Annotated in this window: 22 protein-coding genes; 10 read left to right on the top strand and 12 right to left on the bottom strand. The window is 61.9% G+C overall.

Translation table 11 applies throughout. The features are described 5' to 3' along the window. Positions 1-76: 76 nt before the first annotated feature. Complete coding sequence (locus QMX97_RS24495) at positions 77-1147, bottom strand: AI-2E family transporter (protein WP_065899401.1); 1071 nt, start codon at positions 1145-1147, stop codon at positions 77-79. A gap of 31 nt (positions 1148-1178) precedes the next feature. Beyond that, the gene (locus QMX97_RS24500; RefSeq protein WP_010212198.1) at positions 1179-1418 is read right to left on the bottom strand and encodes a sulfurtransferase TusA family protein; all 240 of its coding nucleotides are present in this window, start codon (positions 1416-1418) and stop codon (positions 1179-1181) included. 95 nt (positions 1419-1513) lie between these two features. On the opposite strand from QMX97_RS24500, the gene QMX97_RS24505 reads away from it, so the two are divergent. Further along, positions 1514-2947: a M48 family metalloprotease gene (locus QMX97_RS24505; protein ID WP_065899402.1), complete on the top strand. Its 1434-nt coding sequence runs from the start codon at positions 1514-1516 to the stop codon at positions 2945-2947. A 66-nt stretch (positions 2948-3013) separates the two neighbouring features. Here QMX97_RS24505 and QMX97_RS24510 read toward each other — a convergent pair whose 3' ends face one another. The 4 genes from QMX97_RS24510 to rpoE all read right to left on the bottom strand — a co-directional run bounded on the left by QMX97_RS24510 (position 3014) and on the right by rpoE (position 6862). Further along, entirely contained in the window at positions 3014-4450 is a 1437-nt protein-coding gene (locus QMX97_RS24510; RefSeq protein ID WP_065899403.1) for a DegQ family serine endoprotease, read from the bottom strand. Between the two features lie 234 nt (positions 4451-4684). Next, a complete protein-coding gene (locus tag QMX97_RS24515) occupies positions 4685-5644 on the bottom strand; it encodes a MucB/RseB C-terminal domain-containing protein (protein WP_282397773.1) in 960 nt (319 codons plus the stop codon). Positions 5645-5660: 16 nt separating this feature from the next. Continuing rightward, positions 5661-6248, bottom strand: coding sequence for an RseA family anti-sigma factor (locus QMX97_RS24520; protein ID WP_003172479.1), 588 nt, complete (start codon positions 6246-6248; stop codon positions 5661-5663). Between the two features lie 32 nt (positions 6249-6280). Further along, a complete protein-coding gene (rpoE, locus tag QMX97_RS24525; protein ID WP_003172477.1) occupies positions 6281-6862 on the bottom strand; it encodes an RNA polymerase sigma factor RpoE in 582 nt (193 codons plus the stop codon). A 464-nt stretch (positions 6863-7326) separates the two neighbouring features. Between rpoE and nadB the strand changes: the two genes are divergently transcribed. After that, on the top strand, positions 7327-8943 hold the full coding sequence (gene nadB / locus QMX97_RS24530; RefSeq protein WP_065899405.1) for an L-aspartate oxidase: 1617 nt from the start codon (positions 7327-7329) through the stop codon (positions 8941-8943). Here the strand turns inward: nadB and QMX97_RS24535 are convergent. Further along, complete coding sequence (locus QMX97_RS24535; protein ID WP_282397767.1) at positions 8912-9358, bottom strand: protein YgfX; 447 nt, start codon at positions 9356-9358, stop codon at positions 8912-8914. The genes nadB and QMX97_RS24535 overlap by 32 nt on opposite strands. Continuing rightward, entirely contained in the window at positions 9342-9596 is a 255-nt protein-coding gene (locus QMX97_RS24540) for a succinate dehydrogenase assembly factor 2 (protein ID WP_010563680.1), read from the bottom strand. The genes QMX97_RS24535 and QMX97_RS24540 overlap by 17 nt, the downstream gene beginning before the upstream one ends. Before the next feature lie 140 nt (positions 9597-9736). On the opposite strand from QMX97_RS24540, the gene QMX97_RS24545 reads away from it, so the two are divergent. Beyond that, positions 9737-10678 carry a folate-binding protein YgfZ gene (locus tag QMX97_RS24545; RefSeq protein WP_120447841.1) on the top strand — a complete coding sequence of 314 codons (942 nt, stop codon included), beginning with the start codon at positions 9737-9739 and terminating at the stop codon, positions 10676-10678. A gap of 36 nt (positions 10679-10714) precedes the next feature. Beyond that, the gene (locus QMX97_RS24550) at positions 10715-11536 is read left to right on the top strand and encodes an HDOD domain-containing protein (RefSeq protein WP_065899408.1); all 822 of its coding nucleotides are present in this window, start codon (positions 10715-10717) and stop codon (positions 11534-11536) included. Here the strand turns inward: QMX97_RS24550 and QMX97_RS24555 are convergent, their stop codons facing one another. Both QMX97_RS24555 and QMX97_RS24560 read right to left on the bottom strand, forming a co-directional pair. After that, the gene (locus QMX97_RS24555) at positions 11537-12922 is read right to left on the bottom strand and encodes a sensor histidine kinase (RefSeq protein ID WP_282397768.1); all 1386 of its coding nucleotides are present in this window, start codon (positions 12920-12922) and stop codon (positions 11537-11539) included. It abuts the gene before it with no gap. Continuing rightward, entirely contained in the window at positions 12915-13586 is a 672-nt protein-coding gene (locus QMX97_RS24560) for a response regulator (RefSeq protein ID WP_010212220.1), read from the bottom strand. Before QMX97_RS24560 ends, QMX97_RS24555 begins: the two co-directional genes overlap by 8 nt. A gap of 235 nt (positions 13587-13821) precedes the next feature. Between QMX97_RS24560 and QMX97_RS24565 the strand changes: the two genes are divergently transcribed. The 5 genes from QMX97_RS24565 to QMX97_RS24585 all read left to right on the top strand — a co-directional run bounded on the left by QMX97_RS24565 (position 13822) and on the right by QMX97_RS24585 (position 19257). Continuing rightward, on the top strand, positions 13822-15114 hold the full coding sequence (locus QMX97_RS24565; protein ID WP_065899410.1) for an OprD family porin: 1293 nt from the start codon (positions 13822-13824) through the stop codon (positions 15112-15114). A gap of 27 nt (positions 15115-15141) precedes the next feature. Beyond that, a complete protein-coding gene (locus QMX97_RS24570; protein ID WP_162946144.1) occupies positions 15142-16131 on the top strand; it encodes a tripartite tricarboxylate transporter substrate binding protein in 990 nt (329 codons plus the stop codon). 130 nt (positions 16132-16261) lie between these two features. Continuing rightward, positions 16262-16720: a tripartite tricarboxylate transporter TctB family protein gene (locus QMX97_RS24575; protein ID WP_282397769.1), complete on the top strand. Its 459-nt coding sequence runs from the start codon at positions 16262-16264 to the stop codon at positions 16718-16720. 1 nt (position 16721) lies between these two features. Then, entirely contained in the window at positions 16722-18236 is a 1515-nt protein-coding gene (locus QMX97_RS24580) for a tripartite tricarboxylate transporter permease (RefSeq protein WP_065899413.1), read from the top strand. Next, complete coding sequence (locus QMX97_RS24585; protein ID WP_065899414.1) at positions 18229-19257, top strand: AbrB family transcriptional regulator; 1029 nt, start codon at positions 18229-18231, stop codon at positions 19255-19257. Before QMX97_RS24580 ends, QMX97_RS24585 begins: the two co-directional genes overlap by 8 nt. Before the next feature lie 106 nt (positions 19258-19363). Here QMX97_RS24585 and ung read toward each other — a convergent pair whose 3' ends face one another. Further along, positions 19364-20056 carry a uracil-DNA glycosylase gene (gene ung, locus QMX97_RS24590; RefSeq protein WP_065899415.1) on the bottom strand — a complete coding sequence of 231 codons (693 nt, stop codon included), beginning with the start codon at positions 20054-20056 and terminating at the stop codon, positions 19364-19366. A 135-nt stretch (positions 20057-20191) separates the two neighbouring features. On the opposite strand from ung, the gene QMX97_RS24595 reads away from it, so the two are divergent. Beyond that, positions 20192-21304, top strand: a complete 1113-nt coding sequence (locus QMX97_RS24595; protein ID WP_282397770.1) for an enoyl-CoA hydratase/isomerase family protein — start codon at positions 20192-20194, stop codon at positions 21302-21304. A gap of 55 nt (positions 21305-21359) precedes the next feature. On the opposite strand, the gene QMX97_RS24600 is transcribed toward QMX97_RS24595, so the two are convergent. Next, positions 21360-21725, bottom strand: coding sequence for a hypothetical protein (locus QMX97_RS24600; protein ID WP_083221300.1), 366 nt, complete (start codon positions 21723-21725; stop codon positions 21360-21362). Positions 21726-21887 lie beyond the last annotated feature (162 nt).

The following is a 21887-nucleotide window of genomic DNA, read 5'->3' on the forward strand; positions in this document are numbered from 1 at the left end:
GGCTCCTATAGTGGTAACGCATTTCCCTGTAGGAGCCGGCTTGCCGGCGATGGCGTATTCAATCCCCCGCCACGTTCTAAAGCAGCGGCGCCACCACCGGCTCCTGCCGCGGCCACGCATCCAGCACCGCCTTGAACAGCGTCGCCAGCGGAATGGCAAAGAACACGCCCCAGAACCCCCACAGCCCGCCGAACAACAGCACTGCGCAAATGATCGCCACCGGGTGCAGGTTGACCGCCTCCGAGAACAGCAGCGGCACCAGCACGTTGCCATCCAGGGTCTGGATAATGCCGTACACCGCCATCAGGTAGATGAACTGGTCGCTCCAGCCCCACTGGAACAAGGCGATCAACATCACCGGCACCGTCACCACCACCGCACCGACGTACGGCACGACCACCGACACCCCTACCAGCAACGCCAGCAATGCCGCGTAGTTCAGGTCCAGGGCGATAAAGGCGATGTAAGTCACGCCGCCACAGATAATGATCTCGATGACCTTGCCACGGATGTAATTGGCGATCTGGCGGTTCATCTCTTCGGCCACCCGCGTGATCAGCGCCCGCTCGCGCGGCAGGTAGCCGCTCACCCAACGACCGATCATCGCGCGGTCCTTGAGGAAGAAAAACACCAGGATCGGCACCAGTACCAGGTAGATCATGATGTTGACCAGCAACGGCAGGCTGGACAGGGAAAAGGTCAGCGCCCATTGCCCGAATTTTCCGATCTCTCCGCGCGCCGCTTCGATGGCCTGCAACACCTGCTCATCCGAGACCAGGTGCGGGTAACGCTCCGGCAGCAGCAGCAACAGTGATTGCCACTTGGCGAGCATGCCCGGCAGTTCGTTGAACAGGGTAATCAGTTGGTGCCACAGCAACGGCAGAACCACCACGATAAACACCACGAGCAAGCCCATGAACAAGGCGAATACCAGGCCCACGGCAGCGCCGCCCGGCAGTCGCAGGCGCTCCAGGGTGGTGACCAGGCCCTGCATCAGGTAAGCCAGCACCATCCCCGCCAGTACCGGCGCGAGCATGCCGCCCAAGGTCAGTACGGCCGTAAAGGCCAGGAAAAGCAGGACCGCCAGCACCACCGCTTCTTCGTCGGAGAAGTAGCGCTGGATCCAGTCTCGTAACACTTTGAACATCAATCAACCTCGGGTGGTGGGGGCGAACGGTTCAGGCCTTGCGCAACCAGTAACGGTACACACCGGCGGCGTCTTCTTCATGTAGCAGGGTATGGCCCGCCAACTTGGCAAAGGTACGGAAATCACGCTGGGAGCCCGCGTCGGTGGCGATGACCTTGAGCACTGCACCACTGGCCAATCGATTGAGCTCCAGCTTGGCCTTGAGCAAGGGCAACGGGCAATTGAGGCCACTGGCATCGAGTTCGGCATCAAAGGCTACAGCGTCGGTCATGGTTTTACTCCAGGCACGCATTCGGGCTGCTTAGAATATCTGGTCCGAAGCTCAGTGTCCGGCTACAGTAAGCTCTTTGTCGAAAGGCTCTGTGCATGACTTTTTTGCGCCCTACCCTGCTGACGCTGGCTTGCCTGCTGGCCTCCCCGGGCTTCGCCGATGACCTGCCGTCACTTGGCGACGCCAGTTCTGCCATTGTCTCGCCACAACAGGAATACCAACTGGGGCGCGCCTGGTTGGCCTACCTGCGCGGCCAGGTCTCACAGCTTAATGATCCGCAACTCAAGGATTATGTCGAAACCAGCGTGTACAAGCTGGTAGAGACCAGCCAGGTGAATGACCGGCGCCTGGAGTTCATCCTGATCAACAGCCCGCAATTGAACGCCTTTGCCGCACCCGGCGGGATTGTCGGGGTCAACGGCGGCCTGTTTCTCAATGCCCAGACCGAGGGCGAATACGCCTCGGTGCTCGCACACGAATTGGCGCACTTGTCCCAACGCCACTTTGCTCGTGGCGTTGAGGCGCAACAGCGCATGCAGATCCCGATGATGGCGGCCCTGCTGGGCGGCATCATCGCCGCCGCTGCCGGCGCAGGTGATGCGGGGATTGCCGCAATTGCCGGTACCCAGGCCGCTGCGATCCAGGAACAACGGCGCTTCTCGCGCCAGAACGAACAAGAGGCAGACCGCATCGGTATTCTCAACCTGGAAAAAGCCGGTTACGACCCGCGTTCCATGCCGACCATGTTCGAACGCCTGATGCGCCAGTACCGTTTCGATGCCAAGCCGCCTGAATTCCTGCTGACGCACCCGGTCACCGAATCGCGGATCGCCGACACCCGCAACCGCGCCGAGCAAGCCAAGCCCGGCGGCAAGGAAGACAGCCTGCGTTATCAGCTGATTCGCGCCCGCGTGCAGCTGCAATACGAAGATACGTCCGGGCTCGCTGCCAAGCGCTTCCAGGCACAGCTGGATGAGAACCCTAAAAACGACGTGGCGCGCTATGGCTTGGCCATTGCCCAGATCAAAGGCTCGCAGTTCAAGGAGGCGCGGGAAAACCTCGCGCAGCTGCTGGCCAAGGCGCCCACTGACATCACCTACAACCTGGCCCAGATCCAGTTGGACATCGACAACAACCACCTGCCGGATGCGCAGCAGCGCACCGATAAGATGTTGACCCAGTATCCGGGCAACTATCCGTTGAATCAGGTGAGAGTGGATCTGCTGCTCAAGCAGAACCGCACCGCCGATGCAGAAAAGGCCCTCGACGCATTGCTCAAGTCTCGTCCGGACGATCCGGATGTCTGGTATCAGGTTGCCGAGACGCGCGGCCTGTCCGGCAATATCATCGGCCTGCACCAGGCGCGTGCCGAATACTTTGCCCTGGTGGGCGATTTCCAGCAGGCCATTCAGCAATTGGACTTTGCCAAGCGTCGCGCCGGCAACAATTTCCCACTGTCGTCACGCATCGATGCGCGCCAGCGTGAGCTGATCGAGCAGGAACGCCTGGTCAAGGGAATGATGAGCTAAACCCATCGCCCACAAAAAAGCCCCGCCTTCGTCATCCGAAGGCGGGGCTTTTTATTGAGCTGGCGGCTACTCGGCCAGCTTGAAGGTAATGAAGCTGGCACGGCCCTGACGCAGCACGCGCATCGACACCGAGCGATTCTTCGGCAGCGCCTTGGCGATGTCGGTGAACTGCTTGGTAGAGTCAATCGCCTGATTATTCAGGTGAGTGATCACATCGCCTGGCTGCAGGCCGATCAAGGCTGCCGGACCATCCTGCACTTCCTTGATGACTACGCCGCTCTTGAGGTCGAAGGATTTCTTCTGCTCATCGGTCAGCTCAGCCACGGCAATACCCAGGCGGTTACTGCTGCGCTCGGCACCCGGCTTGGTGTTACCCAGGGCATCCAGGGTCGCACCTTCTTCAGGGATGGCGCCAACGGTCAACTCAACTGTCTGGCGCTTGCCTTCACGAATCACTTCCAGCTTGGCCTTGCTGCCGGCCTTGAGTGCACCTACCAGGTGTGGAAGATCAGCCGACATGATGATCGGCTGGCCGTTCATGCTCAGGATCACGTCGCCAACCTGCAGGCCACCCTTGGCAGCCGGGCCGTCGTCCTGGATCTGCGCGACCAGGGCACCGGCCGGCTTGTCGAGGCCGAAGGATTCAGCCAGGTCCTTGTTCACTTCCTGGATCACTACGCCCAACCAGCCACGGCTGACCTTGCCACCGCTTTTCAGCTGATTGGAAACATCCATTGCCACGTCGATCGGGATAGCGAAGGACACGCCCATGAAGCCACCGGAACGGGTGTAGATCTGCGAGTTGATCCCCACCACTTCGCCCGCCAGGTTGAACAGCGGGCCACCGGAGTTACCCGGATTGATCGGCACGTCGGTCTGGATGAACGGCACGTAGTTTTCGTTGGGCAGGCTGCGGCCAATGGCGCTGACGATACCTTGGGTCACGGTGTGGTCAAAACCGAACGGCGAACCGATGGCGACCACCCACTGACCGGCTTTAAGGTCCTGGGATTTACCCAGCTTCAGCACAGGCAAGTCCTTGCCATCAATCTTCAACAACGCCACATCGGAACGTGGGTCAGTTCCCACCAGCTTGGCTTTGAGCTCACTGCGATCGGCCAGGCGCACAAGAATCTCGTCGGCGTCGGCAATCACGTGGTTGTTGGTGAGGATGTAGCCATCCGGCGAGATGATGAAGCCCGACCCCAGGGATTGCGCTTCACGCTGGCCACCGCCGCCACGGGGCGTGCGTGGCTGCGGCATGCCGCGCTCGAAGAACTCGCGCAGCATCGGCGGCAGGCCTTCGAGGTCAGGCATCTGCTGGTTGGAGACTTTGCGATCCGGCAGCTTCTGCGTGGTACTGATGTTCACCACGGCAGGCGAGGCTTGCTCAACCAATTGGGTAAAGTCAGGCAACTCGGCCGCTTGCGCAGGCAAGGCCTGACCCAGCACCAACACCGTGGCGACTATGGATAGGTAAGACTTCAAACGTGGTATCGACATACAGCTCCCGTTACGACGAGCAGGGTTGAGCGACAGGGTTCAAGAAACGCCGAAAACTGCGACCGACATCTTTGTTCCGCGAACAAAACAAGGCCAGAGCCGACAAGCCCTGACCTATAAAAAACATGAGAGATTTTTGCAAGTGAAAATGCTGATCCGGACATTTCATGCTCTCGGCAGCCAACCTGGCGTGGATACACAGTGAAAGGTCAGGATGAACATAGGATTAACGGCTCACGGCTGGGTGACTGGCTTTTTTTCACCGCGCACTGACAGCGCGATACGTTCGGCCGTACCGATAGGAATCTCGCCCACAACCGTCACCATCATTTCGCCGTCCACCGTATTCAGGCGACGGGACACGGCTACCGTCGGGCCCAACTGGGTGCGGGTTTCGGTGACGCTTACGTCGCTGATGGGCTCAAGAAACACCGAGAACCGCGCCAGGCCATCTTCATACATCAGGCTTTCGACGGTTGCCTTGGTTTGTGTGTCTTTACGGACACTGCTGTTGCTCAGCTGAAACCCCGGCGGCAACCACTCCAGGTGCCACGCCTCGACAGACTGGGCTTGCGGTGCCTGAGTCTTGGCGACGCTGACCGGCGTGCAGTCGCTGCCGGGCTGCAGGTCGTGATCGTCGGGCAGGGAAGTATCCAAGCGCGTGAACTGGAAACGCTCCAGCAATTGGCCCTGATCATTGAGCAGCAAAGACTTGAGCGGCAGCGCGGTTTCACGGTCCAGGTGCAGCTCAAAGCCATAACGGTACTGATCACGCGGCGTTATCGAAACGATTACCGCATTCCGACCGGCCACGCGCGATTTGCCGATGACGGCCAGTTCGTAGAATTGATCGAGTTTTTGCGGATCCAGCGCGCGTGAAGGTGCATCACGCGAATTGCCAAGGCCTGCGACCAGGGTGCCGCTGACACATTGAGTACGGCCGTCCAGCCGCACGACTTCCTGGGCAGAGCCATCGAGCTGCAAGAGCCGCTCACGGACCTGACCATCCTGGACGCGATGCCAGATGTCATGGGTGGAAAAACTGCCGTTACGTTCGTAGACAAACGTACCTTTAAAGCTTTGCTGCTGCTCTGCACGCCCAAGTCGAGTCAGCCAGTCTTGGGCTTCATCGGCATGGGCGGGGAGTGCAAACCAACCACAGAGCAAAAGCGTAAGGAGCGGTATGGCGCGCATAGGGCTCCTTGACGGTTTAGCGGTTTTCCAGGCTTGCAGCACGTGCATATGGCAGAGCGCTTTCAGTGCCTTTCAAGGCCGATTCCTGTGCGTGTTGGCGCAGGTAGCCTGGAAGACGCTGGTCCTGCCAGCCGGATTGCCCTTGCAATACACCGTTGGCCATAGGGCCGGTGGTGTCAGAGCTTTCCTTGTAGCCGGCCAATACCGCTGGGCCTTTGACTTGCGGACCGGCCATGACCGGTTGCTGAGTCTGCTGGGCCAGTTCGGCACCGGCGATTTCGTCCTGGTTGTACAGGCGAACACCGGCCAACACGGCAACAGTCACCGAGGCAGCAACTGCCAGGCGACCCAGGCTACGCCAAGGACCACGAGCAGCTTTTGCCGGAACGGCTTCATCAGCCAGCGCGGCAGAAACGGCCGCAGCAATATCCAGACGAGGGATTAGAAGATCCTTGTGCATCACCGCCCGAGCGACTTGGTAACGAGACCAGGTATCACGGGTTTCGGCATCATCAAATGCGTTGAGCACTCGACGAAGTTCCAGTTCATCCGCTTCGTTATCCATCACTGCGGACAGCGATTCCTGCAGGGCATCACGACTCATGGCGGTTCCTCTCTTGGCTGTCGCCGCTGTCTTTAGTTTTCCTGCAACAACGGTTGCAAGGCTTTATCGATGGCTTCCCGGGCCCGGAAAATCCGTGACCTTACAGTCCCCACCGGACACTGCATGACGCTCGCAATGTCTTCGTAACTCAGACCATCGAATTCACGTAAAGTTAACGCCGTACGTAAATCTTCTGGCAGTTGCTGAATTGTGCGATGAACGGTTCCTTCGATCTCGTCGCGCAGCAATGCACGCTCCGGCGACTCGAGATCTTTGAGGCCGTGGTCACCATCGTAAAATTCTGCATCTTCTGAACTTACATCACTATCCGGTGGGCGGCGCCCGCGAGACACCAGATAGTTCTTCGCCGTGTTGATGGCGATGCGATATAGCCACGTGTAAAACGCACTATCACCGCGAAAATTGCCAAGTGCACGGTACGCCTTGATAAAGGCTTCCTGTGCAACGTCCTGCGCTTCATGGGTGTCGTGCACAAACCGCACGATCAACCCGAGAATTTTGTGCTGGTATTTCAGCACTAGCAGATCAAAAGCTCGCTTGTCGCCGCGTTGAACGCGCTCGACCAGCTGCTGATCCTCTTCCTGGGTTAGCATGAACACTCCTCGTTGTACTTGAAGGAGGCTTGCATAACTAAACGATCAGGCTTGCAAACATAGACTCGGACTTTTCGCAAAAGTTCTCCCCCTCCAAGCAAGTTTCCGGCATGCACTGATTTGGCACACACGAAAAACGCAGCACGGGCAATGCCGACTGCGCGAATAATCTTGTCGTCGGTTTTCTGACGCGTCCAATGCTCCCGACGGGCCAATAAACTCAACGTTTTCCCAGCTTTCGGGCAACCTGCTATTGAGTCGGGGCTTATGCAAAAAGTTCCCATCTCAATAACCAGCCGATTTTAACCCGAGCCGCGCACCGTAATCTCACATTGCCACGAATGCCCGGCTATTGTGCCGCTCCCCCCCTCTATATACTAGTGGCCCGTGTGACCCTTTGATTCGCCGATCCGGGCGTCCTGTTTGCGCCAACCCTGTGGATCGCTTTTTGCGGAATCCTTCAAATGAGCCAACAGTTTCAACACGATGTGCTGGTGATCGGTAGCGGCGCGGCCGGCTTGAGCCTTGCGCTGACCCTCCCCCGCCACCTGCGAATTGCCGTACTGAGCAAAGGCGACCTGGCCAACGGTTCGACTTTCTGGGCCCAGGGCGGTGTCGCCGCCGTGCTGGACGACACCGATACGGTGCAGTCCCACGTCGAAGACACCCTCAACGCCGGCGGCGGCCTGTGCAACGAGGACGCAGTGCGCTTCACCGTCGAGCACAGCCGCGAGGCGATCCAGTGGTTGATCGACCAAGGCGTGCCCTTCACCCGTGACGAGCACGCAGGCACTGACGACGGCGGCTTCGAGTTCCACTTGACCCGTGAAGGCGGCCACAGCCATCGCCGCATCATCCACGCCGCCGATGCAACCGGCGCGGCCATCTTCAAGACCTTGCTCGAACAGGCGCGCCAACGCCCCAACATCGAATTGCTGGAGCAACGCGTCGCCGTCGACCTGATCACCGAAAAGCGCCTGGGCCTGGCGGGCGAACGCTGCCTCGGCGCCTACGTGCTCAACCGCGCCAGCGGCGAAGTCGACACCTATGGTGCGCGCTTCACGATCCTGGCGTCCGGCGGTGCAGCCAAGGTCTACCTCTATACCAGCAACCCCGACGGCGCCTGTGGCGACGGCATCGCCATGGCCTGGCGTTCGGGCTGCCGGGTGGCCAACCTGGAATTCAACCAGTTCCACCCCACCTGCCTGTATCACCCCCAGGCCAAGAGTTTCCTGATCACCGAGGCCCTGCGTGGCGAAGGTGCACACTTGAAACTGCCGAACGGCGAACGTTTCATGCAGCGCTTCGACCCGCGCGCCGAGTTGGCCCCGCGCGATATCGTCGCCCGCGCCATCGACCACGAGATGAAGCGCCTGGGCATCGACTGCGTCTACCTGGACATCAGCCACAAGCCCGAAGCTTTCATCAAGACGCACTTTCCCACTGTCTACGAGCGCTGCCTGGCCTTCAATATCGACATCACCAAAGGCCCGATCCCGGTGGTACCCGCCGCGCACTACACCTGCGGCGGCGTGATGGTCGACCAGCAAGGCCGTACGGACGTGCCCGGGCTGTATGCGATTGGCGAAACCAGCTTCACCGGCCTGCACGGCGCCAACCGCATGGCCAGCAACTCGCTGCTCGAATGCTTCGTCTACGCCCGCTCGGCGGCGGCTGACATTCTCGAACAGCTGCCGCGTATCCCGGTGCCGGCCGCCCTGCCCCGCTGGGACGCCAGCCAGGTCACCGATTCGGACGAAGACGTGATCATTGCTCACAACTGGGACGAGCTGCGGCGCTTCATGTGGGACTACGTGGGGATCGTGCGCACCAACAAACGCCTGGCACGCGCTCAGCACCGGGTGCGGTTGCTGCTGGATGAGATTGATGAGTTCTACAGCAACTATAAGGTCAGCCGTGACCTGATCGAATTGCGCAACCTGGCCCAGGTGGCGGAGCTGATGATCCGCTCGGCCATGGAGCGCAAGGAGAGCCGGGGCCTGCATTACACCCTCGACTACCCGCAGATGCTGCCCGAGGCGCGCGACACTATTCTGGTGCCAACCACCTACGCCGGCTGAACTTCAGGCGAACCCGCAGGTGCCGGTGTACATCGGCGGCCTGCGAATCCCTCGGCACGCAGAGTGAACGCACGCGCCATCGGCCCTTCAGCCGATAGCGCAGCACCACGATCAGCGGCAACGCCAGGCTGTCGGGACGCAATTGCACGCTGTGCCAGCCCAGCTCGTCGCTGAATAACTGCCAGCCGTCTTCGTCGCGGCGCAGGCCACGAATCGACGAACGGTGAGTCAACAGGATATGGCGCGGTAAAACCCAGGCGGCGTGAGCCAGGCACACCAGCATGCCCAGACTGGCGAACGGTAGATCCACCACCAACAGGGCACCCAGTGCGAACGCCTGGGCAAGAAGATACGCCGCCAGCAAGAGCCGCGAGGCCTGCCAGCGGCATTCAAAACGATTACTTGGGTTGTACACGGTCCAGAATCATGCGGACCATGCGCTGCAGCTCCGGGTCTTCCGACTCTGCACGTTCCATGAACCAGCCGAACATGTCCTGGTCTTCGCACTCCAGCAGGCGGACATAGACATTGCGGTCCACCTCATTAAGGGTTGAATAGACCTCTCTGACGAATGGCACCAGCAACACGTCCAGTTCAAGCATGCCGCGACGGCTGTGCCAGTAGAGGCGATTGAGTTCTACATCTTCGACCATGGAGCGCTCCTCAAATAGAGCGCGAGTATACAGGCCGAACGGCACCGGAACAGTCGGCTTTGGTCGCCCCATACGGAAACTATCCATTTGCCGGGCGCCCCTCTATGATGCACCCATGACTTTTTGACCTGCGATGACCCATGGCTGACTCTGCTTTCTTCTGCCCCCTGTCCCACGAAGGTGTTCTCGCCGTCCGTGGTTCCGACGCTGCCAAATTCCTGCAGGGCCAACTGACCTGCAACCTCAATTACCTGAGCGACACGCAGGCCAGTCTCGGCGCGCGCTGTACGCAAAAAGGCCGGATGCAATCGAGTTTTCGCATTGTGTTGCAAGGTGACGGCGTACTGCTGGCGATGGCCACCGAGTTGCTGGAACCGCAGTTGGCGGACCTGAAGAAATACGCCGTGTTCTCCAAATCCAAGCTCACCGACGAAAGCGCCGCCTGGGTGCGTTTCGGCCTGGCCGAAGCCGATCAGGTCCTCGCCAGCCTGGGTCTGGAACTGCCGGCCGACACCGACAGTGTTGCCCGCACCGACCACTTGATCGCCATTCGCGTGTCGCCCGGCCGCAGTGAACTCTGGGTCCCCGCCGAGCATGCCGATGCCGTGCGCAGCCAATTGGCCACGCAATTGAAACAAGCAGACTTGAATGAATGGCTGCTGGGCCAGGTCCGCGCCGGGATCGGCCAGGTCATGCCCCAGACCCGCGAGCTGTTCATCCCGCAGATGCTCAACCTGCAAGCCGTGGGCGGCGTCAGCTTCAAGAAAGGCTGTTACACCGGCCAGGAAATCGTCGCGCGCATGCAGTACCTGGGCAAACTCAAGCGCCGCCTGTACCGCTTGAGCCTCAATGCGGCGCAAATGCCCGAGCCAGGCACCCCGCTGTTTTCCCCCAGCCACAACAGCGCCATTGGCGAGGTGGTGATTGCGGCAAAAGCGGACCAGGTGATTGAACTTCTGGCCGTGTTGCAAGCCGAAGCAGCCGATAGTGGCGATGTGCATCTTGGCACCCTGGAAGGCCCCGGTTTACAGCTGCTCGACCTGCCTTACCAACTCGACCGTGATCGAGAGATCCAGCGTTAGTCGCCGTACCTTTTTGCAACACCCTAGAGATCATGAATGAACAAGCTGGCGGAAAAAGTCCAACAGGCGTTGGTGACGGCCATCGACAACGATGACCTGGTTCTGCCGACATTGCCGGAAGTCGCCCTGAACATCCGTCAGGCCGCCGAAGACCCGGACATCAGCATCAGCCACTTGAGCAAGGTAATCGGTCGTGACACCGCGCTGTCGGCGCGCCTGATCAAAGTGGTGAACAGCCCGCTGTTGCGCGCGACCCAGGAAGTCACCGACCTGCACACCGCCATCACGCGGCTGGGCACCAACTACAGCAGCAACCTGGCCATCGGCCTGGTGATGGAACAGATCTTCCACGCCCGCTCCGAAGCCGTCGAACAGAAGATGCGCGATGTATGGCGCCGCAGCCTGGAAGTGGCCGGCGTGAGTTACGCCTTGTGCCGCAGCCACAGCCTGCTCAAGCCCGACCAGGCAGCCCTCGGCGGCCTTGTGCACCAGATCGGCGTGCTGCCGATCCTGACCTACGCCGAAGACCACTACGAGCTGCTCTCGGACCCGGTCAGCCTCAACCACGTGATCGACAGCATCCACCCACTGCTCGGCGACAAACTGCTCGGTGGCTGGGACTTCCCGGAAATGCTGGCGAAGTTGCCGGGACAATATTTGAACCTGGAGCGCGACTCCGCCAGCCTCGACTACATCGACCTGGTGCAGATCGCCGTGCTGTATTGCCATCGCGGCACCGATCACCCGTTGGCGAGCGTACCGGTGTCCACCCTGCCGGCGATCAAGAAGCTGCGGGTCGACCCCTACAGTGACAGCTTGCGCGCGGAACTGGATGAAGCGCGCTCGATGTTCTATTGATCAACCGGCGATAAAACTCACGCGCACCTTCAACCCCGCCAGCTCGCCATCATGCAGGCTGATCTGCGCCAGATGCGCGCGGCAGATTTCGCCGACGATCGCCAGCCCCAGGCCTGAACCCATGCCCTGCTGGCTGCGTCGATAGAAGCGCTCGAACACCCGGTCGCGCTCATCCAGCGGGATGCCCGGGCCATCATCCTCCACTTCCAGCACCGCCGGCGCCGTCACCCGCAGGATCACGTTGCCGCCAGGCGGCGTGTGCGCCAGGGCGTTGTCCACCAGGTTACTCAGCAACTCGTTGAGCAGGGTCGGCTCGCCGCGCAGCCACACCGGCTCGCCGGCCTCCAAGGCCAGCGCCACGCCGCGGGCATGCGCCAGCGGCGCCATGGCCATGCCCAGCTCACGGGCGAGCTGGCTGAGGTCGAGCAACTGCGCGCCGCCTTCGGCAATCGCCCGCGCGCCGTTCTCGATACGCGCCAGGGACAGCAATTGGTTGGCCAGGTGGGTCAGGCGGTCCGTGCCCTGGGCCGCGGTTTCCAGGGTGCTGCGCCAGGTCGCCGGGGCGTCGCTGCGCAGCCCCAGCTCCAGCCGTGCCTTGAGCGCCGCCAGCGGGGTGCGCAGTTCGTGGGCCGCATCGGCAATGAACTGCGCCTGGCGCTCGAACTGGCCGCGCAGACGCTCGGTGAAGTGGTTGAGGGAACGCACCAGCGGGCCGAACTCATGTTGCACCTCCACCAATGGCAGCGGCCGCAAATCGTCGGGCTGGCGCTCTTCCACCGCCGTGCGTAGGCGCTCCAGCGGGCGCAGTGCCGCACTGACGGCAAACCACACCAGCAACAAGGCGCCGATGGCGAGCATGCCCAGGCGCAGCAAGGTGTCGGCCATCAGGCTGCGGGCCATGCTCACACGCGCTTCATCGGTTTCGGCCACGCGGATTTCCGCCATGCCGTTCATGTTCGGTTCGGACACCGCCTTGAGCAGGCTGACCACCCGCACCGGCTGGCCCAGATACACGGCGTCATAGAAGCGCGCCAGTGCCGGGTAATCATCGGTGCGCGGCGTGCCGGGCGGCGGGCCGGGCAGGTTTTCGTAGCCGGAGATCAGCTTTTGGTCGATGTCATTGACCTGGTAATAGATGCGCCCGGCGCTGTCATAGGCGAACGTGTCCAGGGCCACGTAAGGCACATTGGCACTGAGGGTGCCGTCCACCTGGGTCAGGCCCGCGGCGATGGTGCGGGCCGAGGCCAACAGGGTGCGGTCATAGGCGGTATCGGCGGCCTCGCGGCCATTCCAGTAAGCGCTCATGCCGCTGGCCAGCATCAGCAGCACCAGCAACAGCGCCAGGTTCCACAGCAGGCGCCAGCGCAGGCTGCTGGGCTTATGCATCGCGCGCTTCCAGCAGGTAGCCGAGACCGCGAAAGGTCACAATGGCGATGGGCTGGCCGTCGAGTTTCTTGCGCAGGCGGTGCACGTAGATTTCGATGGCATCCGGGCTCGCCTCTTCGTCCAGGCCGAACACCTGCGAAGCGAGTTGCTCCTTGCTCATCACCCTGCCCGGTCGCGCGATCAGTGCTTCAAGCACCGCTTGCTCACGGGAGGTCAGGGTCATCAGCTCGCCGCCGACCGTAAAGCGGCGCGTGTCGAGGTCATAGACCAGCACACCACACGCCTGCTGGCGCTCGCCGCCCAGCACGCTGCGCCGCAGCAGCGCCTTGACCCGCGCCTCCAGCTCCGTCAGTTCGAACGGCTTGGCCAGGTAGTCGTCGGCGCCGAGGTTCAGGCCATGCACGCGGTCTTTCACATCACTGCGCGCGGTCAACATCAACACCGGCAGGTTTTTTCCACGGGCGCGCAACCGCGCCAGCACTTCGAATCCGTCCATGCGCGGCAGGCCTACGTCGAGGATCGCCGCCGCGTATTCCTCGCTGCTCAAGGCCAGGTCCGCGGCCACGCCATCGTGCAACACATCGACAGTCAAACCCGTGCTCTTGAGCGCTTGGGCGACGCTTTCAGCGAGCTGCAGATGGTCTTCAACCAGGAGGACACGCATGGACTTCTACCTCGTTCGGGCATGGCCGACGCCACGCTTTGCGGGGCAGTTTACAGGCGCCGCCTGGCCTGTGAAGCCCGAAAACATTGAAAGACAACTGAAAGGTTAGTGAAAGCTTCGCCCTTTAGCATCCAGCCACGGTGGGTCATGCCCATCGAGCTACCTGATCCGTAGCGCCCGAAAAACGCCTCGAAGCGTTTTCGCCAAAATAAGAACAATAACGGAGTACCCAACGATGCTGTCGACACAGCCCCAGGCTTGCCCGCCTGTTCGTTCTTCTCGCCTGACCCACACCGCCCTTGCCAGTGCCGCTGCCCTCGCCGGCTTTGCGCCGCTCAGCCAGGCTGCCTTCTTCGAAGACAGCAGCGCGACCCTGGAAACCCGCAACATGTACTTCAACCGCGACTTTCGCGACGGCACAAGTGCGCAGCAATCCAAGCGCGACGAATGGGCCCAGGGGTTCATGCTCAACCTGCAATCGGGCTACACCGACGGCACCGTCGGCTTTGGCGTGGATGCGTTGGGCATGCTCGGGGTCAAGCTCGACTCCAGCCCCGACCGCACCGGCACCGGCCTGCTGCCGACCCATGACGATGGCCGCGCCGCCAACGAGTACTCCAAGCTGGGCCTGACCGGCAAAGTGAAAATCTCTGCCACCGAGTTGAAGATCGGGGCGCTGATTCCCGAACTGCCGATCCTCAAGCCCAACGACGGGCGCATCCTGCCGCAGACCTTCAACGGCGGCCTGCTGACCTCCAAGGAATTCAAGAACCTGGTGTTCACCGCAGGCCGGCTCGACAAGGCCAAGGACCGCGACGACACCAACTACGAGGACATCGCCCTCAACAACAAGAACAGCCGCTTCCTCAGCGGCGCCACCGGCAAGCACTTCAACTTTGGCGGTGCCGACTACAAGTTCGCCGACAAGATCACCGGCAGCTACCACTTCGCCCAGCTCGATGATGTCTACCGCCAGCACTTCCTCGGCCTGGTCGCTGCGCGCCCGATGGGCCCCGGGACCTTCGCCACCGACCTGCGCCTGGCGATCAGCGATGACACCGGCAGTGCCCGTGGCGGCAAGATCGACAACCAATCCCTCAACGGCCTGTTCAGCTATGCGCTCAATGGCCATAAGCTCAGCGCCGGCTATCAGCACATGTCCGGTGACAGCGCCTTCCCGTATGTGGATGGCAGCGATCCGTACCTGGTCAACTTCGTGCAGATCAACGATTTCGCCGGCGCTGAAGAGCGCTCCTGGCAAGCGCGTTACGACTACGACTTCGCCAAACTGGGGATTCCCGGCCTGAGCTTCATGAGCCGTTACCTCTCGGGTGACAACATCAAGCTCAAGAACGGCGAGACCGGCAAGGAGTGGGAACGCAACAGCGAGATCCGCTACGTGGTGCAAAGCGGCACGTTCAAGGATGTGTCGGTGCGCCTGCGCAACGCGACTTATCGTTCCAACTATTCAGCCCGTGACGCGGATGAAATGCGCCTGCTGGTCAGCTATAGCGTCGCGCTTTGGTAGTAACAACTCATAACAACAAAGACGGAGATCACCATGACCCCTTCACTGCGTAAATTGGCCCTCGCCGCCGGCTGCATGCTGTTCGCCGGCCAACTGCTGGCCGCCGACGAGCCCAAGCGCCCGGAATGCATCGCGCCGGCCTCCCCTGGCGGCGGTTTTGACCTGACCTGCAAACTGGCGCAAAGCGCGCTGGTGAATGAAAAGCTGCTGAGCAAGCCGATGCGCGTGACCTACATGCCTGGCGGCGTGGGCGCGGTGGCCTACAACGCGGTGGTCGCGCAGCGTCCGGCGGACGCCGGCACCCTGGTGGCCTGGTCCAGTGGCTCGCTGCTGAACCTGGCCCAGGGCAAGTTCGGTCGCTTCGATGAGAGCGCCGTGCGCTGGCTGGCAGCGGTCGGCACCAGCTACGGGGCCATCGCGGTGAAAGCCGATTCGCCCTACAAGACCCTCGACGATCTGGTCAAAGCCCTGAAGAAAGATCCGGGCAGCGTCGTGATCGGCTCCGGCGGTACCGTCGGCAGCCAGGACTGGATGCAAACCGCGCTGATCGCCAAGGCCGCCGGGATCAACCCGCGTGAGCTGCGTTATGTGGCCCTCGAGGGCGGCGGTGAAATCGCCACCGCGCTGCTCGGTGGGCATATCCAGGTGGGCAGTACCGACATCTCCGACTCCATGCCGCACATTCTCAGCGGTGACATGCGCCTGCTCGCGGTGTTCTCCGAACAGCGCCTGGACGAGCCGGAAATGAAGAATATTCCGACCGCCAAGGAGCAAGGCTACGACATCGTCTGGCCGGTGGTGCGCGGCTTCTACCTCGGGCCGAAAGTCAGCGATGCCGACTACGCCTGGTGGAAGGATGCCTTCGACAAACTGCTGGCCTCCGACGAGTTCGCCAAGCTGCGTGACCAGCGCGAGCTGTTCCCGTTCGCCATGACCGGCCCGGAGCTGGACACCTACGTGAAGAAGCAGGTGGCTGACTACAAAGTGCTGGCCAAAGAGTTCGGCCTGATCCAGTAATCGCCCCTCTGTGGGAGCGGGCTTGCCCGCGAAAAACGTCAACGACGACGCGTGCTGCCTGGACACACGCGGCGTCCGTGCATTTTTCGCGAGCAGCTTCGCGCCTGCAAAAGTGGCCCAGGAGTTTCCTATGCTCTTACAACGCATTTTCGCCTCGGTGATGTTGCTGGTCTGTGCCGGCCTCGCCTTGATGGCGTGGCCGTATCAGGCGGCATTTTCCTACGAGCCGGTCGGCCCTCGCGCCTACCCGCTGTTGATGCTCGGGCTGATGAGCCTGGGGCTGATCTACATGCTGTTTCGCCTACAGCCGACCAAGCACACCGAGGAAGAACCCGCGCTGGACCGCCAGACCCTGATCAAGATCGGCGTCTGCGTGGCCCTGCTGATTGTGTTTGCCGGCACCTTCGAACCACTGGGTTTCATCCTCAGCAGCATGCTGATCGGCATCCCCATGGCGCGCCTGTATGGCGGCCGCTGGTTGCCCAGCGTGGTGATCGTCAGCCTGATGGCCATTGGTCTTTATCTGCTGTTCGATAAAGCCATGGATGTTCCGCTGCCCCTCGGCCTGCTCGACGTTCTGGAGAACTGACATGGATACTTTTGGCTATTTGGGCCAGGGCTTCGGCGTTGCGCTGTCCCCCTACAACCTGGTGACCGCGCTGTGCGGCACCTTGATCGGCACCGTGGTTGGCCTGTTGCCGGGCTTGGGCCCGATCAACGGCGTGGCGTTGTTGATCCCGATCGCTTTCGCGCTGGGCCTGCCGCCGGAATCGGCGCTGATCCTGCTCGCCGCCGTGTACCTGGGTTGCGAATACGGCGGCCGTATCAGCTCGATCCTGCTGAACATCCCGGGCGAGGCATCCACCGTGATGACCACCCTCGACGGCTACCCGATGGCCCGCAAAGGCCTGGCCGGTGTGGCACTGTCGCTGTCGGCATGGAGCTCGTTCATCGGCGCGTTTATCGCCACCTGCGGCATGGTGCTGTTTGCACCGCTGCTGGCCAAATGGGCGATTGCCTTCGGTCCGGCGGAATATTTCGTGCTGATGGTGTTCGCGATCGTCTGCCTGGGCGGCATGGCCGGCGACAAACCGCTGAAAACCTTCGTCGCGGCGCTGATCGGCCTGTTTCTCTCGGCGGTGGGCATTGATGCCAACAGCGGCGTCTACCGTTTTACCGGCGATAACATCCACCTGACCGACGGCATCCAGTTCGTCGTACTGGTGCTGGGCTTGTTCTCCATCAGCGAGATCCTGTTGCTGCTGGAAAAAACCCACCGTGGCCAGGAAGCGGTCAAGGCCACCGGACGGATGATGTTCAACCTGAAGGAAGCGTCTGCGGTGTTTGTAGTGAACATCCGCTGCGGCCTGCTTGGTTTCATCATGGGCGTACTGCCAGGTGCCGGCGCGACCTTGGCTTCGGCCGTGGCCTACATGACCGAGAAACGCCTGGCCGGTGCCAGCGGCAAATTTGGCCAAGGCGACATGCGCGGCCTGGCCGCCCCGGAAACCGCGATCGGCGCTTCCGCCTGCGGCGCGCTGGTGCCGATGCTGACCCTGGGTGTGCCGGGTTCGGGCACCACGGCGGTGATGATCGGCGCCTTGTCGCTGTACAACATCACGCCGGGCCCGCTGCTGTTCCAACAGCAACCGGACATCGTCTGGGGCCTGATCGCCTCGTTGTTCATCGCCAACATCATGCTGGTGATCCTCAACATTCCGATGATCCGCATTTTCACGCGCATCCTCGCCGTGCCGAACTGGGCGCTGGTGCCGGTGATCGCGATCATCACCGCGATTGGTGTGTACGCGGTCCACGCCACCACCTTCGACCTGTTCCTGATGGTCGGCATCGGCATCTTCGGCTACATCCTGCGCAAGCTGGACTTCCCGCTGTCGCCGGTACTGCTGGGCTTTATCCTCGGTGGCCTGATGGAGCAGAACCTGCGCCGCGCGCTGTCGATCTCCAACGGTGCGCTGGACATCCTCTGGTCGAGCCCGATCACCTTCGGTGTGTGGGTACTGACGGCGCTGATGCTGGCCTTCCCACTGGTGCGCATCTACCGCAAACGTGCCCTGCAGCGTCGTGCCGTGGCTGATGTCTGAGGTCACCTTCAAGCAATGGTGGGGAACACCGCTGGTCGGCCTGGCCGGCGGTTACCTGGCCAGCCTGGTTGGCTGGCCGTTGCCGTACATGGTCGGCTCGTTACTGGCGATCATCCTGGTGCGGTGCCTCACGCCGTGGCAATTGGCGGAAATTCCCGGCGGGCGCAAATGCGGCCAATGGGTGGTGGGGATCGGCATCGGCCTGCACTTCACCCCGGTGGTGATCGAGCAGGTGATGAGCCACTTCGGCCTGATCTTCTTCGGCGCGCTGGTCACCAGCCTGTCGAGCATCGTCGGCGTGTGGTTGATGCGCCGCAGTGGCGAAGACCGCGCCACCGCGTTTTTCTCGAGCATGCCGGGCGGCTCCGGAGAGATGGTCAACCTCGGCGCGCGCAATGGCGCGGTGCTCAGCCGGGTCGCGGCGGGGCAGAGTTTGCGCGTGCTGGTGGTGGTGCTGTGCGTGCCGGCAATCTTCAAGTACCTGCTTGAAGGCGGCGCGCCGCAGTTTCATCCGGCGCCGGTCAGTTGGGCATGGCTGGCGTTGTTGTTTCCGCTCGGGGCGTTGGTAGCCTGGGGATGGCAACGCTTGCGCCAGCCAAACCCGTGGCTGTTCGGCCCGTTGCTGGTGAGTGCGACGGCCAGCGTGGTGTGGGACCTGCATATCGGCTTGCCCGACGGCGGCAGCCAGGTGGGCCAATGGCTGATCGGCAGCGGCCTGGGTTGCCACTTCAACCGTCAGTTCTTTCGCCGCGCGCCGTCGTTCATGGGTCGCACCTTGATCGGCACGGCCCTGACCATGGCGCTGGCGACGTTGGCGGCTGTGGGCTTGAGCGCCTTGACCCATCTGGACCTGCGCTCATTGACCCTGGGCATGATGCCCGGCGGCATTGCCGAAATGAGCCTCACGGCCGAGACCCTGCAACTGTCGGTGCCGTTGGTGACGGCAATGCAGGTGATGCGCTTGCTGTTTGTGCTGTTCCTGGCGGAGCCGCTGTTCCGGCACTGGAACCGCCGTGTCTAGGCGCCGGCTTGCCGACGCTGGCGCTGGCGCTGGCTCCGTCGACAACTTGGTTGGCTGACACACTGCAATCGCCGGCAAGCCGGCGCCTGCAGTGGGGTGGCGAGGGTTAGAGCGGTGGCAACCGCCATTCAATCGGCGTCTCGCCATTTTGCTCAAGAAACTTGTTGGTGCGGCTGAAATGCCCGCAGCCCAGAAACCCGCGATACGCCGACAACGGCGACGGGTGCACTGAGGTCAGCACCAGGTGCTTGGTGGCATCCACCAGCTTCTGCTTGCCCTGGGCATGCGCGCCCCACAGCAGGAACACCAAATGCGGCTGGTGTTCGCTGACCACTTCGATAATCCGGTCGGTAAAGAACTGCCAGCCCTTGCCCGCATGCGCATTGGCGTTGGCGCGCTCCACCGTCATGGTGGTGTTGAGCAGCAACACGCCCTGGTCGGCCCAGCTCTGCAGGCAGCCGTGGTTGGGGATGTCGATGTTCAGGTCGCGCTTGAGCTCTTTGTAGATATTGACCAGCGACGGTGGCGTCGGCACGCCCGGCTGCACCGAGAAGCACAAACCATGAGCCTGGCCGGGACCGTGGTACGGGTCCTGGCCGAGGATCACCACCTTGACCTTGTCCAGCGGGGTTGAATTGAGCGCGTTGAAAATCAGCGGGCCAGGTGGATAGATCTCTTTGCCGGCGGCATGTTCCTGGCGCAGGAACTCGCGCAACTCGGCCATGTAGGGCTTCTCGAACTCATCGCGCAGGGCGTGTTTCCAGCTGGGTTCGAGTTTGATACGGTCGCCTTCGGTCATGGTGTGGTCGTCGCCTGAAAAAGAATGGGCGAACCCTAGGAAAGCCGACCCCGCTTGTCAATTGATCTGACACACCATCGGCACTTTCCCACGAAGCGATCATACTGAACCTTCACTTTCTCGATTGAGGTCACGATGAACCTGCACTTCGAAGAGCTGACCGGCAGCGACGGTGCCCGCATCGGCATCGCGAGCCTGGACGCTGAAAAGTCCCTCAACGCCCTCTCCCTGCCAATGATCCTGGCCCTGGCCGACCGCCTGGATGCCTGGGCCAAAGACCCGAACATCGTCTGCGTACTGCTGCGCGGCAACGGCCCCAAGGCTTTTTGCGCCGGTGGCGAGGTGCGCAGCCTGGCCCTGGCCTGCCGTGAACATCCAGGAGAAGTGCCGGCCCTGGCTGCGCAATTCTTCGCGGCGGAATACCGCCTCGACTACCGCCTGCACACCTACCCCAAACCGGTGATCTGCTGGGGCCACGGCTACGTGCTGGGCGGCGGCATGGGCTTGCTGCAGAGCGCGGCGGTGCGCATCGTCACGCCGAGCAGCCGCCTGGCCATGCCCGAGATCAGCATCGGCCTGTACCCGGATGTGGGCGCCAGTTGGTTCCTGTCGCGCCTGCCGGGCAAACTCGGCCTGTTCCTGGGCCTCACCGGCGCGCACATCAATGGTCGTGATGCCCTCGACCTGGGCCTGGCCGACCGTTTCCTGCGCGACGACCAACAAGACGAGTTGCTCGATGGCTTGCTGCAACTGAACTGGCAGGAACAAACCTCGATGCAACTCAACAGCCTGCTCAAGGCCCTGGCCCAGGAAGCCGTCGACCAGCAACCCGAAGCCCAATGGCTGCCGCGCCGGGCACAGATCGATGCATGGCTGGATGTCGGCGATGTGCGCTGTGCCTGGCGCGCCTTGAGCCCGCTGCGCGAGCACGCCGACCCGCTGTTCAGCCGCGCCGGCAAGACCTTGAGCGAAGGCTGCCCGCTGACCGCGCACCTGGTGTGGGAGCAGATCCAGCGTGCTCGCCATCTGTCGCTGGCCGAGGTGTTCCAGATGGAATACACCCTGAGCCTCAATTGCTGCCGTCATCCGGAGTTCAGCGAAGGGGTGCGCGCGCGGTTGATCGACAAGGACCAGACACCCCACTGGCATTGGCCGGACATCAACACGATCCCCGACGCCGTGGTGCAGGCGCATTTCAACAAGGCCTGGGAAGGCCGGCACCCGCTGGCAGATCTGTCGGATTACTGAGAGTTTACAGGCATAAAAAAACGGCGCTTCCTGCGCCGTTTGCGTATTTGATCGATCAACGGTGACCGCCACGGCCGCCGCCGTGATCACCTCCACGTCCATGCCCGCCATTACCGCCGTGATCACCCCAGCCCTGGTTCGGGTAAGGCCGGTAGCCCGCCCTCGGGCCTGCCGGGTAGTAGCGAGGCGCCGGCGCGTAATAGCGCGGTGCCGAGTAATAACGCGGTGGAGGGGCGTAGTAACGCGGTGCGGGGTAGTAGTCACGACGGTATTGGTACGTCGGGCCACCGCCGTAGTAATACACCGGCGCCGGTGCGGTGTAGACCTCGGAGCGGTAATAGCTCTGGCCTCCATCGTAGTAAGGCACACACGCAGAAAGCGTAAGACCGAGTAACGCACTGAGTAGCAATCGTCGATACATGGCGGCCTCCTGGACCGCGGAAGAGCTCCTCCAGCGACGCTGGAGGGCGGCATTCATCTTTCAACGAATGACGAAATATCTGACATCAAAAACAGAATCTGGTGCGTTCTGGTAACAACTTGATACATCAATGCCGGTGGCTTGAAGGGCCGTATGGCTGCA

Source organism: Pseudomonas sp. PS01298, from assembly GCF_029959745.1.
GTDB lineage: Bacteria > Pseudomonadota > Gammaproteobacteria > Pseudomonadales > Pseudomonadaceae > Aquipseudomonas > Aquipseudomonas aylmerensis.

What these genes read in the sequence shown, in the direction of transcription:
- QMX97_RS24500 (WP_010212198.1), bottom strand. Translation starts at nt 1,418, where the DNA reads ATGACCGACGCTGTAGCCTTTGATGCCGAACTCGATGCCAGTGGCCTC.
- QMX97_RS24515 (WP_282397773.1), bottom strand. Translation starts at nt 5,644, where the DNA reads ATGCGCGCCATACCGCTCCTTACGCTTTTGCTCTGTGGTTGGTTTGCA.
- QMX97_RS24575 (WP_282397769.1), top strand. Translation starts at nt 16,262, where the DNA reads ATGCTCTTACAACGCATTTTCGCCTCGGTGATGTTGCTGGTCTGTGCC.
- QMX97_RS24580 (WP_065899413.1), top strand. Translation starts at nt 16,722, where the DNA reads ATGGATACTTTTGGCTATTTGGGCCAGGGCTTCGGCGTTGCGCTGTCC.
- QMX97_RS24520 (WP_003172479.1), bottom strand. Translation starts at nt 6,248, where the DNA reads ATGAGTCGTGATGCCCTGCAGGAATCGCTGTCCGCAGTGATGGATAAC.
- QMX97_RS24510 (WP_065899403.1), bottom strand. Translation starts at nt 4,450, where the DNA reads ATGTCGATACCACGTTTGAAGTCTTACCTATCCATAGTCGCCACGGTG.
- QMX97_RS24545 (WP_120447841.1), top strand. Translation starts at nt 9,737, where the DNA reads ATGGCTGACTCTGCTTTCTTCTGCCCCCTGTCCCACGAAGGTGTTCTC.
- QMX97_RS24600 (WP_083221300.1), bottom strand. Translation starts at nt 21,725, where the DNA reads ATGTATCGACGATTGCTACTCAGTGCGTTACTCGGTCTTACGCTTTCT.
- QMX97_RS24550 (WP_065899408.1), top strand. Translation starts at nt 10,715, where the DNA reads ATGAACAAGCTGGCGGAAAAAGTCCAACAGGCGTTGGTGACGGCCATC.
- QMX97_RS24495 (WP_065899401.1), bottom strand. Translation starts at nt 1,147, where the DNA reads ATGTTCAAAGTGTTACGAGACTGGATCCAGCGCTACTTCTCCGACGAA.
- QMX97_RS24540 (WP_010563680.1), bottom strand. Translation starts at nt 9,596, where the DNA reads ATGGTCGAAGATGTAGAACTCAATCGCCTCTACTGGCACAGCCGTCGC.
- ung (WP_065899415.1), bottom strand. Translation starts at nt 20,056, where the DNA reads ATGACCGAAGGCGACCGTATCAAACTCGAACCCAGCTGGAAACACGCC.
- QMX97_RS24585 (WP_065899414.1), top strand. Translation starts at nt 18,229, where the DNA reads ATGTCTGAGGTCACCTTCAAGCAATGGTGGGGAACACCGCTGGTCGGC.
- rpoE (WP_003172477.1), bottom strand. Translation starts at nt 6,862, where the DNA reads ATGCTAACCCAGGAAGAGGATCAGCAGCTGGTCGAGCGCGTTCAACGC.
- QMX97_RS24560 (WP_010212220.1), bottom strand. Translation starts at nt 13,586, where the DNA reads ATGCGTGTCCTCCTGGTTGAAGACCATCTGCAGCTCGCTGAAAGCGTC.
- nadB (WP_065899405.1), top strand. Translation starts at nt 7,327, where the DNA reads ATGAGCCAACAGTTTCAACACGATGTGCTGGTGATCGGTAGCGGCGCG.
- QMX97_RS24505 (WP_065899402.1), top strand. Translation starts at nt 1,514, where the DNA reads ATGACTTTTTTGCGCCCTACCCTGCTGACGCTGGCTTGCCTGCTGGCC.
- QMX97_RS24595 (WP_282397770.1), top strand. Translation starts at nt 20,192, where the DNA reads ATGAACCTGCACTTCGAAGAGCTGACCGGCAGCGACGGTGCCCGCATC.
- QMX97_RS24555 (WP_282397768.1), bottom strand. Translation starts at nt 12,922, where the DNA reads ATGCATAAGCCCAGCAGCCTGCGCTGGCGCCTGCTGTGGAACCTGGCG.
- QMX97_RS24565 (WP_065899410.1), top strand. Translation starts at nt 13,822, where the DNA reads ATGCTGTCGACACAGCCCCAGGCTTGCCCGCCTGTTCGTTCTTCTCGC.